This is a genomic window from Bauldia sp. (assembly GCA_037200845.1).
Lineage (GTDB): Bacteria > Pseudomonadota > Alphaproteobacteria > Rhizobiales > Kaistiaceae > DASZQY01.
On record JBBCGQ010000001.1, the window covers coordinates 1,061,107 to 1,074,610 of the forward strand.

9 protein-coding genes and 1 tRNA gene are annotated in these 13,504 nt (G+C 66.2%); 5 read left to right on the top strand and 5 right to left on the bottom strand.

Annotation, left to right across the window (positions count from 1 at the left end):
* The first annotated feature begins 150 nt into the window (after positions 1 to 150).
* Genes WDM94_05120 through WDM94_05130 form a run of 3 tightly spaced genes read left to right on the top strand, consistent with a single transcriptional unit; the run spans position 151 to position 3,082 of the window.
* The gene (locus tag WDM94_05120) at positions 151 to 960 is read left to right on the top strand and encodes a lytic murein transglycosylase (protein ID MEJ0012009.1); all 810 of its coding nucleotides are present in this window, start codon (positions 151 to 153) and stop codon (positions 958 to 960) included.
* Between the two features lie 56 nt (positions 961 to 1,016).
* A complete protein-coding gene (gene gmd, locus WDM94_05125) occupies positions 1,017 to 2,156 on the top strand; it encodes a GDP-mannose 4,6-dehydratase (GenBank protein ID MEJ0012010.1) in 1,140 nt (379 codons plus the stop codon).
* A gap of 2 nt (positions 2,157 to 2,158) precedes the next feature.
* Complete coding sequence (locus tag WDM94_05130) at positions 2,159 to 3,082, top strand: NAD-dependent epimerase/dehydratase family protein (protein MEJ0012011.1); 924 nt, start codon at positions 2,159 to 2,161, stop codon at positions 3,080 to 3,082.
* Here the strand turns inward: WDM94_05130 and WDM94_05135 are convergent.
* From WDM94_05135 to WDM94_05155, 5 genes are all read right to left on the bottom strand, one after another.
* Positions 3,064 to 4,065 carry an NAD-dependent epimerase/dehydratase family protein gene (locus WDM94_05135; protein MEJ0012012.1) on the bottom strand — a complete coding sequence of 334 codons (1,002 nt, stop codon included), beginning with the start codon at positions 4,063 to 4,065 and terminating at the stop codon, positions 3,064 to 3,066. The two genes, WDM94_05130 and WDM94_05135, sit on opposite strands and share 19 nt — an antisense overlap.
* Before the next feature lie 230 nt (positions 4,066 to 4,295).
* Complete coding sequence (locus tag WDM94_05140) at positions 4,296 to 5,447, bottom strand: hypothetical protein (protein ID MEJ0012013.1); 1,152 nt, start codon at positions 5,445 to 5,447, stop codon at positions 4,296 to 4,298.
* 30 nt (positions 5,448 to 5,477) lie between these two features.
* On the bottom strand, positions 5,478 to 9,524 hold the full coding sequence (locus tag WDM94_05145) for a hypothetical protein (GenBank protein MEJ0012014.1): 4,047 nt from the start codon (positions 9,522 to 9,524) through the stop codon (positions 5,478 to 5,480).
* 316 nt (positions 9,525 to 9,840) lie between these two features.
* On the bottom strand, positions 9,841 to 10,728 hold the full coding sequence (locus WDM94_05150; protein ID MEJ0012015.1) for a FecR domain-containing protein: 888 nt from the start codon (positions 10,726 to 10,728) through the stop codon (positions 9,841 to 9,843).
* Positions 10,729 to 10,833: 105 nt separating this feature from the next.
* Positions 10,834 to 12,177 carry a UDP-glucose/GDP-mannose dehydrogenase family protein gene (locus tag WDM94_05155; protein MEJ0012016.1) on the bottom strand — a complete coding sequence of 448 codons (1,344 nt, stop codon included), beginning with the start codon at positions 12,175 to 12,177 and terminating at the stop codon, positions 10,834 to 10,836.
* Between the two features lie 213 nt (positions 12,178 to 12,390).
* Between WDM94_05155 and WDM94_05160 the strand changes: the two genes are divergently transcribed.
* The gene (locus WDM94_05160) at positions 12,391 to 13,371 is read left to right on the top strand and encodes an NAD-dependent epimerase/dehydratase family protein (GenBank protein MEJ0012017.1); all 981 of its coding nucleotides are present in this window, start codon (positions 12,391 to 12,393) and stop codon (positions 13,369 to 13,371) included.
* A gap of 56 nt (positions 13,372 to 13,427) precedes the next feature.
* Positions 13,428 to 13,502, top strand: a tRNA-Thr gene (locus WDM94_05165).
* Positions 13,503 to 13,504: the final 2 nt, after the last annotated feature.

The window sequence follows — 13,504 nt, forward strand, 5'->3', positions numbered from 1 at the left end:
CGACACATTGCCGCGCGCCGGGTTGCCGCTCCTTGCGGTCCGTCAATTCCCTGTGACGCGGGTCACGCGGGCCTTGTGAGGCTGCCAGCCAAGCGTTGAGAATGGGTTGCGGCCTCGGTCAAATGACCGAGGCGTGGGAGAACGTCCGGCATGCGTTTGACTGTCATAATCCTCGCCGGCCTTGCGATCTGGGCAGCACCCGCCGCCCCGGCGCTCGCCGCCGCCTGCGACACCGACTTCGACACGTGGGTCGCCGACTTCAAGGTCGAGGCGGAGGCCGCCGGCGTGTCCCGTTCCGCACTGGGCGCGCTCGACGGGCTGAAGCCGGATCCCGCGATCATCAAGCTCGACCGCAACCAGCACTACTTCAAGCAGAGCTTCGAGACCTACCGCGCCAAGCGTGTCCCGCCCGGCAAGATCGAGTCGGGCATCCAGAAGCTTCGCGCCAACGAGGGCTTCTTCAAGCGCCTGGAACAGAAGTTCGGCGTGCCCGGCCCGGTCCTTGTCGCCATATGGGGTCTGGAGACCGGCTTCGGCGCCGGCAGCGGCAACGTCGCCACCATCCGCTCGCTGGCGACGCTCGCCCACGATTGCCGCCGCTCCGACTTCTTCAAGAACGAACTGGTCAGCGCCCTGAAGATCATCCAGCACGGCGACCTCACCGCGCAGTCGATGAAGGGCGGCTGGGCCGGCGAGCTCGGCCAGACCCAGTTCCTGCCGTCGTCCTACGTCAAGTTCGCGGTCGACGGCGATGGCGACGGTCACCGCGACCTGATCCACTCCTGGCCCGACGCGCTCGCCTCGACCGCCAACTACCTCAAGGGCTACGGCTGGCAGGCCGGCAAGCCGTGGGACGAGGGCACCGCCAACTTCGGCGTCCTCACCGGCTGGAACAAGGCCGAGGTCTACCGCAAGACCATCGCCTGGTTCGCCACGCAGATGAAGGCCGGATTGAACTAGCCGGCTCGGCTCCGCCTGACTTGACCTCGTCGCCCTCATGGCCCCATTTCCCGGCCATGGCATCGGAACAACCGCGCGTCGCGCTCATCACCGGCATCACGGGCCAGGACGGGGCGTATCTCGCCGAATTCCTGCTCAAGAAGGGCTACGCCGTCCATGGCATCAAGCGGCGGACGTCGCTGTTCAACACCGACCGCGTCGATCATCTGTTCGACGCCGGCCATGAGGGCCGCCTGCCATTCACCCTCCACCACGGCGACATGACCGACGCCTCGAGCCTGGTCCGCGTCATCGCCGAGACCGAGCCCAGCGAAATCTACAACCTCGCCGCCCAGAGCCACGTCGCGGTGTCGTTCGAGGAGCCCGAGTACACCGCCAACGCCGATGCCCTCGGCACCATGCGCCTACTGGAAGCCATCCGCATCCTGAAGCGCGAGGACAAGACCCGCTTCTACCAGGCCTCGACCTCGGAACTCTACGGCGGCCTCGGCAATACGCCACAGAACGAGCAGACCCCGTTCCACCCGCGCTCGCCCTACGGCGTCGCCAAGCTTTACGCCCACTGGATCACGGTCAACTACCGCGAGGCCTACGGCCTCTTCGCCTGCAACGGCATCCTGTTCAACCACGAGAGCCCGATCCGCGGCGAGACCTTCGTCACCCGCAAGGTGACGCGTGGCCTGGCGCGCCTGACGCTCGGCATGGACGACGCGCTTGTGCTCGGCAATCTCAACGCCAAACGCGACTGGGGCCATGCCCGTGACTATGTCGAGGCGATGTGGTTGATCCTCCAGCAGCCTCAGCCGGACGACTTTGTCGTCGCGACCGGCGAGCAGCGCACGGTGCGCGAGTTCGTCACCATCGCGGCGAAGGCGCTGGGCATCATGCTCGCCTGGTCGGGGCAGGGCGTCGACGAGATCGCCACGGTCGTTAGTGCCGAAGGCGCGGCCGCGAACTTGAAACCCGGTCAGGTCGCCGTCCGCGTCAACCCGGCTTACTTCCGCCCGGCCGAAGTCGAGTCGCTGGTCGGCGACGCCCGCAAGGCGCGCGAGAAGCTGAAATGGGCGCCGCGCACGTCGTTTGCCGATCTCGTCGGCGAGATGGCCGCCGCCGATCTGATGCTGGCCAAGCGCGAGCACGCCGCGCTCGGCCACGGCCTCAAGATCTACCGCCCCGACCTCGAGAACGGCCGCTAGCTATGGCCGGCCCGATCCTCCTGTTCGGCGGCACCGGCATGGTCGGCCATAATCTCCGCGACCTCGCCGCCGAGCGGAACGTCGAGATCGTCGCCCCGGCGCATCGCGAAGTCGATCTCCTCGACGGCAGGGCGGTGCTCGCGGCGGTCCGCAAATACGCGCCCTCGATCGTGGTCCACACCGCCGGCCGCGTCGGCGGCATCGAAGCCAACATGCGCGAGCCGGTCGCCTTCCTCACCGACAATTGGGAGATGGGCCGCAACGTAGTGATGGCGGCGAAGGAAGCCGGCGTCACCCGCCTGATCAATCTCGGCTCCTCCTGCATGTACCCGAAAGATTCGCCGCGCCCGCTCGTCGAGGGCGACATCCTGTCCGGTCCGCTCGAGCCGACGAACGAGGGCTACGCCATCGCCAAGAGCGCGGTGCAGCGCCTCGCCGCCTACATCGGCACCGAGGATCCGCTCTACCGGTACAAGACGCTGGTGCCGTGCAATCTCTACGGTCGCTACGACAGCTTCGACCCGAAGCGCTCGCACCTCGCCGCCGCCGTGATTCACAAGCTGCACGAGGCGAAGGCGAGCGGCGCGACGTCGGTGTCGATCTGGGGCGATGGCACCGCGCGGCGCGAATTCCTTTACGCCGGCGATCTCGCCGACGCGATCCTCGCCGCCATCGCCCGCTTCGACGACCTGCCGCCGGTGATGAACGTCGGCCCCGGCATCGACCACGCCGTCAACGACTACTACGAGGTCGCCGCCAAGGTGATCGGCTACACCGGTAGCTTCACCCACGACCTGACCAAGCCGGTCGGCATGAAGCGCAAGCTGATGGACGTGGGCCTCGCCCGAAGCTTCGGCTGGGAAGCGAAGACAAGCCTCGAGCAGGGCCTCGCCTTGAGCTACGCCGGCTACCTCGCGACGCGATAGCCACGGTACCAATCGACGAACGCGCGCACGCCGGCGTCCAGCGGTGTCGCCGTCTCGTATCCCGTCAGCAGCTTGAGCAGCGCCGAGCTCGCGTGCGTGTGCGGCACGTCGCCCGGCTGCATCGGCAGCATGGTGCGGATCGCCGGCCGGCCGACCGCCGCCTCGACCGCCGCCACGAGATCGAGCACGCCCACTGGCCGCCCGCCGCCGATGTTAACCGCCCGGAACGGCGCCTGCGGCGACAGCGAATCCCCGGCGACCCGGTTGGCTTCGTCGGGCGCGATCGGGATCAGCCGCACGATCGCCTCGACGAGGTCGTCGACGTAGGTGAAGTCGCGGGTCATATCGCCGTTGCCGTATATCTCGATCGGCCGCCCGGCGAGTACGGCGTCGACGAACTTGAATAGCGCCATGTCCGGCCGCCCCCACGGCCCGTAGACCGTGAAGAAGCGCAGCGCCGTCGTCGGCAGGCGATGCAGGTGCGACTGGCTGTGTGCCATCGCCTCCATCCCCTTCTTGGTGGCGGCATAGAGCGACAGCGGCTCGTCCGCCCGGTCGCTCTCGCCGAACGGCACCTTGGCGTTGGCGCCGTAGACCGAGCTGGTCGAGGCGATCAGCAGATGCTTGACGCCCAATGTCCGCGCCAGGTCGATCACGTTCCACGAGCCGGCGAGATTGGCACTGACGTAGGCGTCCGGATTTTCCATCGCGTAGCGCACCCCCGCCTGCGCCGCGAGGTGGACGATGACGTCGGGCGTGGCGAGATCGGCGGCCCGCGAGAGCGCCGCCTTGTCCTCGAGCATTCCCGTGACGCCGGTGAAGCCGTTGGCGGCGGCAAGGATCGCGTGCCGCGCCTCCTTCAGCCGCACGTCGTAGTAGGGCGTCATGCCGTCAAAGCCGATGACGACATGCCCGTCGCCGATCAGCCGTCGCGCGAGATGAAATCCGATGAACCCGGCGGTGCCGGTGACGAGCAGCCTCATGTGCCGCAGCTTATGTGGCTCGCACCCGCGCCGGAAGGGGATGTGCCGCACCCCTCCCCAAAACGCCTTCGGCGTTTTGACCCTCCCACAAGGGGAGGGTTCATCCCTGCTAGAACATCGCGTTCCAACGAACTCCGCTTAAGCCCTCCCTTGCGGGAGGGCCAAAACCGCATTTAGCGGTTTTGGGGAGGGGTGTGCCCGACCGAAATTCAATCTCGAAATGCGGAACGCTACTGCGCCAGGGCCGTCGCCGGCTGGTCTGCCGGCGCCGTGTCGACGCCGATCGCGAATATCCGCCACTGCCCGTCCTCGAACCGGAAGGCGAGATCGAAGTTCACGGTCTCCGGCTGGCTCGGAAAGTAGCCGGCGAGCCGCAGGTAGCCGTTGGCGTCGATCGCCGCCGGGCGGAAGAGGCGCGGGTCGATCACCGCGACCGGCGCGAGGTCGAGGCCGCGCGCCCGGATGTTGGCGAACGCGTCGCTGAGCTTCGCCGGGCTGTTCGCCTGCTGGAAGCCGATCGCCGAGAGATCGCGCAGCACCGAGTAGTCGCCCGAGATGTTCGCCTGGTTGAGCCCCAGCACCGCCCCGCGGATCAGCGCCAGCAGCGACGGGTTGTCGGGCAGCGCCGTCGCCGTCGCCGGCTTCGCGGCCGGTGCCGCCGAGCCGTCGCGCGGCGGGTGGACGCCGAGGCCGAACAGGCGCCAGCGCCCGTTGACCGTCTCGAACGCGAACTCGAAATCGACCTTGGCTTCGGCGAGCGGCACGAACCCGGAGAGCCGCAGGAAGCCGTCCGCGTCGATCACCGGGTCGGTGTAGAGGCGCGGGTTGATGGCCGCGACTGCGGCAAGATCGATGTTGGCGGCGCGCAGGCCCGTAAAGGCCTGGCTGAGCGCCGCCGCATCGTTGCGCGCCTGGAACTCCGGCGCCGCCAGTGCGCGCAGCACGGCGTAGTCGCCGGTGACGTTGGCTTGGTGCAGCGCCACGATCGCGTTGCGGATGAGCAGCACCAGCCCCTGCACGTTCGGGATCGGCGCATGCGGCTGCGTGGCGGCGGGCGCCGTCTCCGCCACCTGCGCCCTGGGTTTCGCTGCCGGGGCAGGGGCAGGCGACGGCGTCGCTACTGCCGCCACCGGCTCCGAACGAAATAGCGGATCGAGGACCGCGGCAGCGCCCGCGAGGTAGGCGATGGAGCCGACGACGGCGAACCCGGCGCCGAGCCACAGCGAGCGCGCCACCCTCAGCAACACCGACGGCCGCCGCCAGTGGAAATATCCCGCGCCGCGTTCCTGGCGCGCGCGCTCGTCCTCGTGCTGCGCCCGCCGGCGGGGCGGCGGCGCCTCGTCTTCCTCGTCTGGTTCGGCCTCATGGACCAACCGCAGCATTGGTCGCCCTTGTCCGGTTTTGGCGCGCCGCTAGCGCGTCCACTGCAGTCCCAAATGCGCCCCGAACTGGTTTTCGCCGATCCCGTTGGCGAAGCCGAGCCCGGCGCCGCCCGAGACCGCGATCCGGTCGCCCGGCTGCAATACGTCATGCCCGATGACGCCCATCGCCGAGACGGCGAAGGCATAGGCGCCGCTGAAGGTGCCGAAGTTGCCGCTGATGCCGAAGAGTTCCGGGCCGGCCAGGTCGGGGTTCTGCGTCGCCATCGCGAGCGCGATGCCCGAGGCGTGCTCGTCGAGCGTCTTGGTCAGGAAGCCGTTGTCGGTCGCGAGGTTGCCGTTGGCGTCCGACGTGACGAGCTCGATCGGCCCGCTCTGGCGGCTGCGGCTGAGGTCGGAGGTGATGCCCGGCGTTGTGTAGGTCTGCTTCACCGTGCCGATGACGACCTGATCGAAGGTCGTGGCGTGCGCTCCGATACCCGACGAATCGGTGCCGATGGCGACGCTGCCGATTCCGTCCGCCGTCGCGCCATGACCGATGGCGATGCCGTAGGTGCTGCCGGCGTTGGCGCCGGTACCGATCGCGATCGTGTCGAATACCGGCGTGGCCAGGCTGCCGACGTCGTTGCCGGCTCCCGTGCCGAACGCGAGGTTGTTGATGCCGTAGACCCGATTTCCGGAATTCTCGCCCATCGCCACGTTGCTGCTGCCGTAGACGGTGTTGCCGGTGTTGAAGCCCGTCGCGATGTTGTTGACGCCGCCGGTCACCGGGTTGCCGTGGCTGTCGACGCCGATCCCGAAGATGTCGTTGCCGCTGTGGTATCCGCTCGCCTGGTTGTAGTCGCCGGTCACTCGCCCGCCGGAGTCAACGCCACTCGCCTGGTTGCCGTTGCCCTTGACCTTGTAGCCGACGGTGTTGCCGGAGGCGATGTTGTTGCTGCCGGTAACTTCGTTTCCGCAATCGACGCCGCTCGCCTGGTTGCTGTCGCCCGTGACGGTGTCGCCGCATCGCGCGCCGCTCGCCAGGTTGTTGGCGCCAGTCACCGCGTTGCCGACCTCCAGGCCGGACGCCTGATTGTGGTCGCCGGTGACGTGATCGCCGGCGTCGGTGCCGCTCGCCTGGTTGTTCCTGCCGAGGACGTAGTTGCCGGAACGGAAACCGCTAGCCTGGTTGTCCTGCGCGAGGCCCGCCGGATCTCCCAGAGCCGCGTTGCCGAGATGGTTGCCGACGTCCTGGCCGGAGGCCTGGTTGTTCTTGCCGTAGACATCGCTGCCGGCGAGATAGCCGGACGCCTGGTTGTCGGAGCCGGTCACGCCGATGCCGCTGGTGTCGCCGCTCGCCTGGTTGTTCGTGCCGGTGACGGTGTTGCCGACATTGTTGCCCAGCGCCAGGTTGCGATCGCCGTTGACCGCGTTGCCGGAACCGTTGCCGACCACGTTGTTGTTCGTCGCGCCGGTCAGGTAGCCGACGCCGGAACCGTCGCCGAAAACGTGGTTGAACTGGACATTGCTGCCCGCGTCGTTGCCCGAGCCGTTGCCGACGATAAAGTTGGTGGCGAAGTTCATGCCGTTGTTGCGGCCGGAGGTGTCGCCGAAGATCGCATTGTCCGCGAAGCCCGTAGCGTTGTGATAGCCCGAGTTGTCACCGACGATCGTATTGCCGGTAAAGGTGCCGAGGTTCTCGTTGCCCGAGTTCTTGCCGGTGACCGTATTCTTGGAGAAGCCGTCCGCGTTGCCCTTGCCCGAGTCGTCGCCGAATATGCTGTTGTTGGCGAAGTTCTTGCCGTTCGTCCTGCCCGAAAAATCGCCGACGATCGTGTTGCTGTCGAACCCGCTGCCGTTTTGGTAGCCCGAGTCGTCGCCGACGATCGTGTTGTTGGTGAAGGTGCCGAGGTTGTAGGTGCCTGAGCTTTTGCCGGTGATGGTGTTGTTCGAGAAGCCGTCCGCGTTGCTGACACCCGAGTCGTCGCCGAATATCCGGTTCTTGGCGAAATTCTTGCCGTTGGTCCTGCCGGAGCCGTCGCCGACGACCGTGTTGTTGTCGAACCCGCTGCCGTTCTGGTAGCCCGAGTTATCGCCGACGATCGTGTTGTTGGTGAAGGTGCCGAGGTTGTTGTTGCCCGAGCTCTTGCCGGTGACCGTGTTGTTCGAGAACCCGGCCACGTTGCTGTTGCCGGAGTCCTCGCCGAATATCCGGTTGTCGGAGAAGTTCGCGCCGTTAAGCCGGCCCGAGCCGTCGCCTACGATGCTGTTGTCGCTGAACCCGCCGGCGTTCTGGTAGCCCGAGTCGTCGCCGACGATCGTGTTGTCGACGAAGGTGCCGAGGTTGTTGTTGCCGGACCGCTCGCCGTAGACCGAGTTCTTGGCGAAGCCCGCGGCATTGTCCTTGCCGGAGTTGTCGCCGAAGATCTCGTTGTCGACGAAGCCGTCGGCGTTGTTGTTGCCGGAATTGTCGCCCGCGACGTTGTTGCCGCTGTAGCCGCCGTCGTTGTCCTTGCCGGAATTGTCGCCCCAGATCGAGTTATCGACGAAGCCCGCGGCATTGTTGTTGCCGGAGTTATCGCCGGTCACGTTGTTGCCGGTGTAGGTGCCCTTGTTGTCTTTGCCGGAATTGTCGCCGGTGATGATGTTGTCCTTGAAGTTCGGCGCGTTGTTGTTGCCCGAATGGTCGCCGGTGATGGTGTTGCCGGTGTAGGTGCCTTTGTTGTCGGTGCCCGAGTTGCTGCCCCAGATCGAATTTTTGGCAAAGCCCTCGGCATTGTTGTTGCCCGACTCGTCGCCGAAGATGGCATTGTTGGCGAAGCCGTCCTTGTTGCTCTTGCCGGAATTGTCGCCCGCGATGTTGTTGCCGCTGAAGCTGCCGAGGTTGTCCTTGCCGGAATTGTCGCCCCAGATCGAGTTGTCGACGAAGCCCGAGGCATTGTTGTTGCCGGACTTGTCGCCGATGACGCTATTGCCGGTGTAGACGCCCTTGTTGTCGTCGCCGGAGTTGTCGCCGGTTATGACGTTGTCCTTGAAGTTCGCGGCGTTGTTGTTGCCCGAGTGATCGCCGCTGACGCTGTTGCCGGTGTAGAGGCCCTTGTTGTCGGTGCCCGAGAAGTCGCCCCAGACGTAGTTGTTGGTGAAGTCAGCCGCGTTGTGGGTGCCCGAATTGTCGCCGTAGAAGAAATTGCTGCTGAAGTTGTTGCCGTTGTCGTCGCCGGTGTTGTTGCCGTAGATGACGTTGTTGGTCACCGTCCCGGCATTGTGCTTCGCCGAGTCATGGCCATAGACCGTGTTGCCGGTGAGATTGCCGACGTTTTCGCGGCCGGATTTGTCGCCGTAAATCACGTTGTCGGTGACATCGCCGGTGTTCTCGCGCGCCGACGAGTCGCCGAACACGAAGTTGCCCGTGACGATTGTCGTTCCCGACGTATTGGAGTTGTTGCTGCCGGAATCGTCGCCGGTGATCACGTTGTAGGTGACGGTGGCGTTGCCGTTGCCGTTGCTGACGAGGCCGTTGTTGCTGCCGGAGTTTTTGCCGCTGATCTGGTTGTAGCTGACCGTCGCGTTTCCGGTCTTGCTGTTGGCGCCGACGCCGTTGCCGCTCGCCGAGCCTTCGCCGTAGACCGCGTTGTAGAAAATGTTCGCCGTCGCCCGCTGGCCGGGACCGTTGCCCGACGTCGAGCCGTTGTTCTTGCCGGAATTGTCGCCGTGGAAGTCGTTATGGTCGATCGTCGCGGTCGCGTTGCCCGTGCCGCCGCCGGTGATCGTCCCGTTGCCGGAGGCAGCTCCGTTGCCCGTCGCGGAGTTGCCGAGGATGGTGGCCCCTGCGACTCCATTCCCCGTGTCGCCGTTACCGATACCGGCGCCGGCGCCGAACGTGTTGTCCTTGCAGTTGAGGGCGTCGCTGCCCATCGCGGCGGATTCGCCGTTGTTGGTGCCGCCGGTGCCCAGCAGGAAGTTGTCAGGGGCGGGCGGGCAATTCAAAGCGAAAGCCGCGCCGCTATAGAGCGACGCGAACGCTCCGATTATCAGCGCCAACGCCAGCCGCGAGGCAGCACGACGACCCGAAAATTCGCTTTTCTGCGAGGCACGCATGGCACAACACCCGGCTCGCTCGAAAACATCGAGCTCCGACACCGTGCCGCGGGCGGCGCCAACTCCACATTCAACGAACCTCGGGCCTCACGAGATCCGCTACGCGTGGTAGCTGAATTCGTAGCGTTCCCCGGGGGATCGGTCTAGTTGGAGCAATTTGGTTAAGGCGCTGGTTACGCTGGTAAACGGGCCGAAAGACCGCAGAAACAATGGCTTTCGGAGTATTTCGGCCCGCTGCCTATAGTTTTCGCAGCGCAAGATTCGCACAACACTGTTGCAGTCAGGCAACGCAGGCGGCTGCGGCCGCTCCGTCCCGCTAGGGGCGAATGAGCGGCCGGGTGTCGCCCTGCACCGGGAAAGTGGTGTTGTTGTTCGGCGGCGTCGGCGACCCCGGGAGCGACGGCGTCAAGGGCGTCGGCAGGCCGGGCGGCGACGGCGGGGTGATAATCGGCGGCGTGCCGATGGTGCCCGGCGGGGCCACACGCTGCTCGAGCGGGACGATCACGTCCGCCAGCTTGCACTGTGTCAGGTCGACCTGAAAGTCGCGGCGCAGGCTCGACTGGTCGCGGACATAGTTGAAGTAATACTTGAGCTGACGGTTGCGGAACTCGAGGTCCTTGTTGTCGTAGGTCACCACGCGATCGGTCGGCCGGATGACCGACAACGTGCACGGATCCTTGGATTCCGTGCAGTCCGCGCGGTTGGCGCTGCCGCGCGGGCAGATGCGCGTCATGCCTTCGAAATTCGCGACGCGCGTCGTGCCCTGGCCCTCGATCGAGATATCGAACTGGGTGCCGCGGACACCGATCGTCGCGGTCGGCGTGTTGATCTGGTAGGCGTCCTTGCGGCTGATGCCGGTGAAGAAGCGGAACACGCCCTTGGTCGCGTCGAGCGTGATCGCGCGGGCGGTGTTGCTGTCGTTGAAGACGAAGGCATCGACGACCATCGAGGAATTCGGCCCGACGACCAGCTTGGTCTTGTCGCGGAATTCGATCTGGGCTTCGCCTACGGGCCCGGTCTCGATCCGGTCGCCGGCATAGATGGGCGACTGGATATTGAGGACCGCGCTGCCTTCCGCGCCGACCGCGCTGGCCGACTGGATGACGCCGAGAACCGTGCCGCTGGGCGTTGCGGCGAGTGCGCTTCCCGCCCACCCAGCCAGAACTACAGCGGCGCCAACGCAAAACATCTTCCACGCCGTCATGGGCGCAGGTCTCCACGGTGCCGCATCAATTATCTTAATCCTATCGCAGCTTTAGCAGCTTTGGCGACCCGTTTTTGCAACGCCGCGAAATATTAAGCAGGAGCGTTACTCCGCTGCCGCAGCGATGGCCCCGAGGCCGGCGTCGGCCGGCCGGCCGACCCCGACATAGCGGAAGCCGTGCCGCATCACGTCGCGCGGGTCGTAAACATTGCGGAGATCGACCAGCACCGGCTCGGCCATGACTGTCTTCAGCCGCTCGAAATCGAGGGCGCGGAACGCGTTCCACTCGGTGACCAGCACGACCGCCGCGGCGCCTGACGCCACGGCATAGGGATCATCGCCGAACCCGACCCCGGCCGTCATCGTCCGCGCCGCCGGCATCCCTTCCGGGTCGTACGCCTGCACGTTGGCGCCGGCGTCCTGCAACGCCTGGATGATCGCCAGCGACGAGGCGTCGCGCATGTCGTCGGTGTTCGGCTTGAAGGTGAGGCCGAGCAGCCCGATCGTCTTACCGCGCACGCTGCCGCCGCACGCCGCGATCACCTTGCGCGCCATGCCGCGTTTGCGCTGGTCGTTGATCGCGACCGTCGTCTCGACCAGCCGGAGCGGCGCGCCGGCGTCGTGTCCGGTCTTGACCAGCGCCACCGTGTCCTTCGGAAAGCACGAGCCGCCGTAGCCCGGACCCGCGTGCAGGAACTTCGCGCCGATGCGCTTGTCGAGGCCGATCGCGTGCGCCACGCCCTGCACGTCGGCGTTGACCGCCTCGCAGAGGTCGGCGATCTCGTTGATGAAGGTGATCTTCATCGCCAGGAACGCGTTGGCCGCGTACTTCGCCAGTTCCGCCGTCCGCCGCGTGGTGAACAGGAGAGGGGCCTGGTTGAGGTAGAGCGGGCGGTAGACTTCCGTCATCACGTCGCGCGCCCGCTCGTCGTCGAGCCCGATGACGATGCGGTCCGGCCGTTTGAAGTCCTCGATCGCGGCGCCCTCGCGCAGGAACTCGGGATTGGAGACGACCGCGATGTCGGCGTGGGGATTTGCCTCGCGGATGATCCGCTCGATCTCGTCGCCGGTCCCGACCGGCACCGTCGATTTGGTGGCGACCACCGTGAAGCCGCGCAGCGACCCGGCGAGTTCGGTCGCCGCCGCGTAGACGTAGCCGAGGTCGGCGTGCCCGTCGCCGCGCCGCGACGGCGTGCCGACCGCGATGAAGACGACGTCGGCCTCTGCCACCGCCGGCCCCATGTCGGTAGTGAACGACAGGCGCCGGGCCTTCCGGTTCGCGCCGACGAGGTCGGCGAGCCCCGGCTCGAAGATCGGCACGGCGCCGCCCTTCAGTGCCTCGATCTTGGCGCTGTCCTTGTCGATGCACACGACCTCGTGGCCGAAATCGGCGAAACAGGCGCCGGAGACCAGCCCGACATAGCCCGATCCGATCATTGCGATACGCATGGCACCTCCTGCCCTGAAAGTGCTCTAGCACCGAGCCCCAGCCCTCGGCAAAGGCGCCCTGGCATAATGGCTAAGCGGTGCGGCGCATCGCCCCGGCGGATATCCCCGTTCTTTCCCTTGCCGGCCCGTCAATCGCATGGCGTCGTGGCGCCGACGGCATTAACCTGAGCCTTCGCAGGGTGGATTCGTCAGAGTCCCCGAGGAGGCGGAATCTTGGCAAAGTCAGCGCTCGTCTGCGGCGCCGGTGGGTTCATCGGCAGCCATCTCGTCAAGCGTCTGAAACGCGAGGGCTTCTGGGTCCGCGGCGTTGACCTCAAGTTTCCCGAATTCACGGAAACCGAGGCCGACGACTTCGTCATCGGCGACCTCCGCGACCAGTCGGTCGTCGACCGCGTCATCGACCGCCCGTTCACCGAGGTCTTCCAGCTCGCCGCCGACATGGGCGGCGCCGGCTACCTGTTCACCGGCGATCATGACGCCGACATCATGCACAATTCGGCGACCATCAACCTCAACGTCGCGGACCGCTCGCAGAAGCGCAACATCAAGCGCATTTTCTATTCCTCCTCCGCCTGCATCTACCCGGCCTACAATCAGGAAGACCCGGACAACCCGGATTGCTCGGAGGCGCACGTCTATCCTGCTGCCCCTGACAGCGAATACGGCTGGGAGAAGCTGTTCTCCGAGCGCCTGTTCCTCGCCTACAACCGCAACCACGGCATGGCCAACCGCGTCGCCCGCTACCATAACGTCTTCGGTCCCGAGGGCACGTGGTCCGGCGGCAAGGAGAAGGTGCCCGCCGCGATCTGCCGCAAGGTGGCGATGGCCAAGAACGGCGGCGAGATCGAGATCTGGGGCGACGGCCACCAGACGCGCTCGTTCCTTTATATCGACGAATGCCTCGAAGGCACCGTGCGGCTGACGCGCTCCGATTTCGAGGGGCCGGTAAACGTCGGCTCGGACGAGATGGTGTCGATCAACCAGCTCGTCGACATGGTCTCCGACATCGCCGGCAAGCGCCTCGCCAAGCGCCACGTTCCCGGCCCGCAGGGCGTGCGCGGGCGCAACTCGGACAATCGCCTGATCAACGAGAAGCTGGGCTGGCGCCCGAGCCAGCCCCTCGTCGTCGGGCTGGAGAAAACCTACGGCTGGATCGAGCAGCAGGTACACCGCAACCACCGCAGCGCCGCCTGATCTTCTTGAACCGGGCCGGCCCCTGTGGCAGGTAACGCCCGCTTGGTCGAAGCAAGGCTGCCGTAGCTCAGTGGTAGAGCACTCCCTTGGTAAGGGAGAGGTCGACAGTTCAATCCTGTCCGGCAGCACCAGT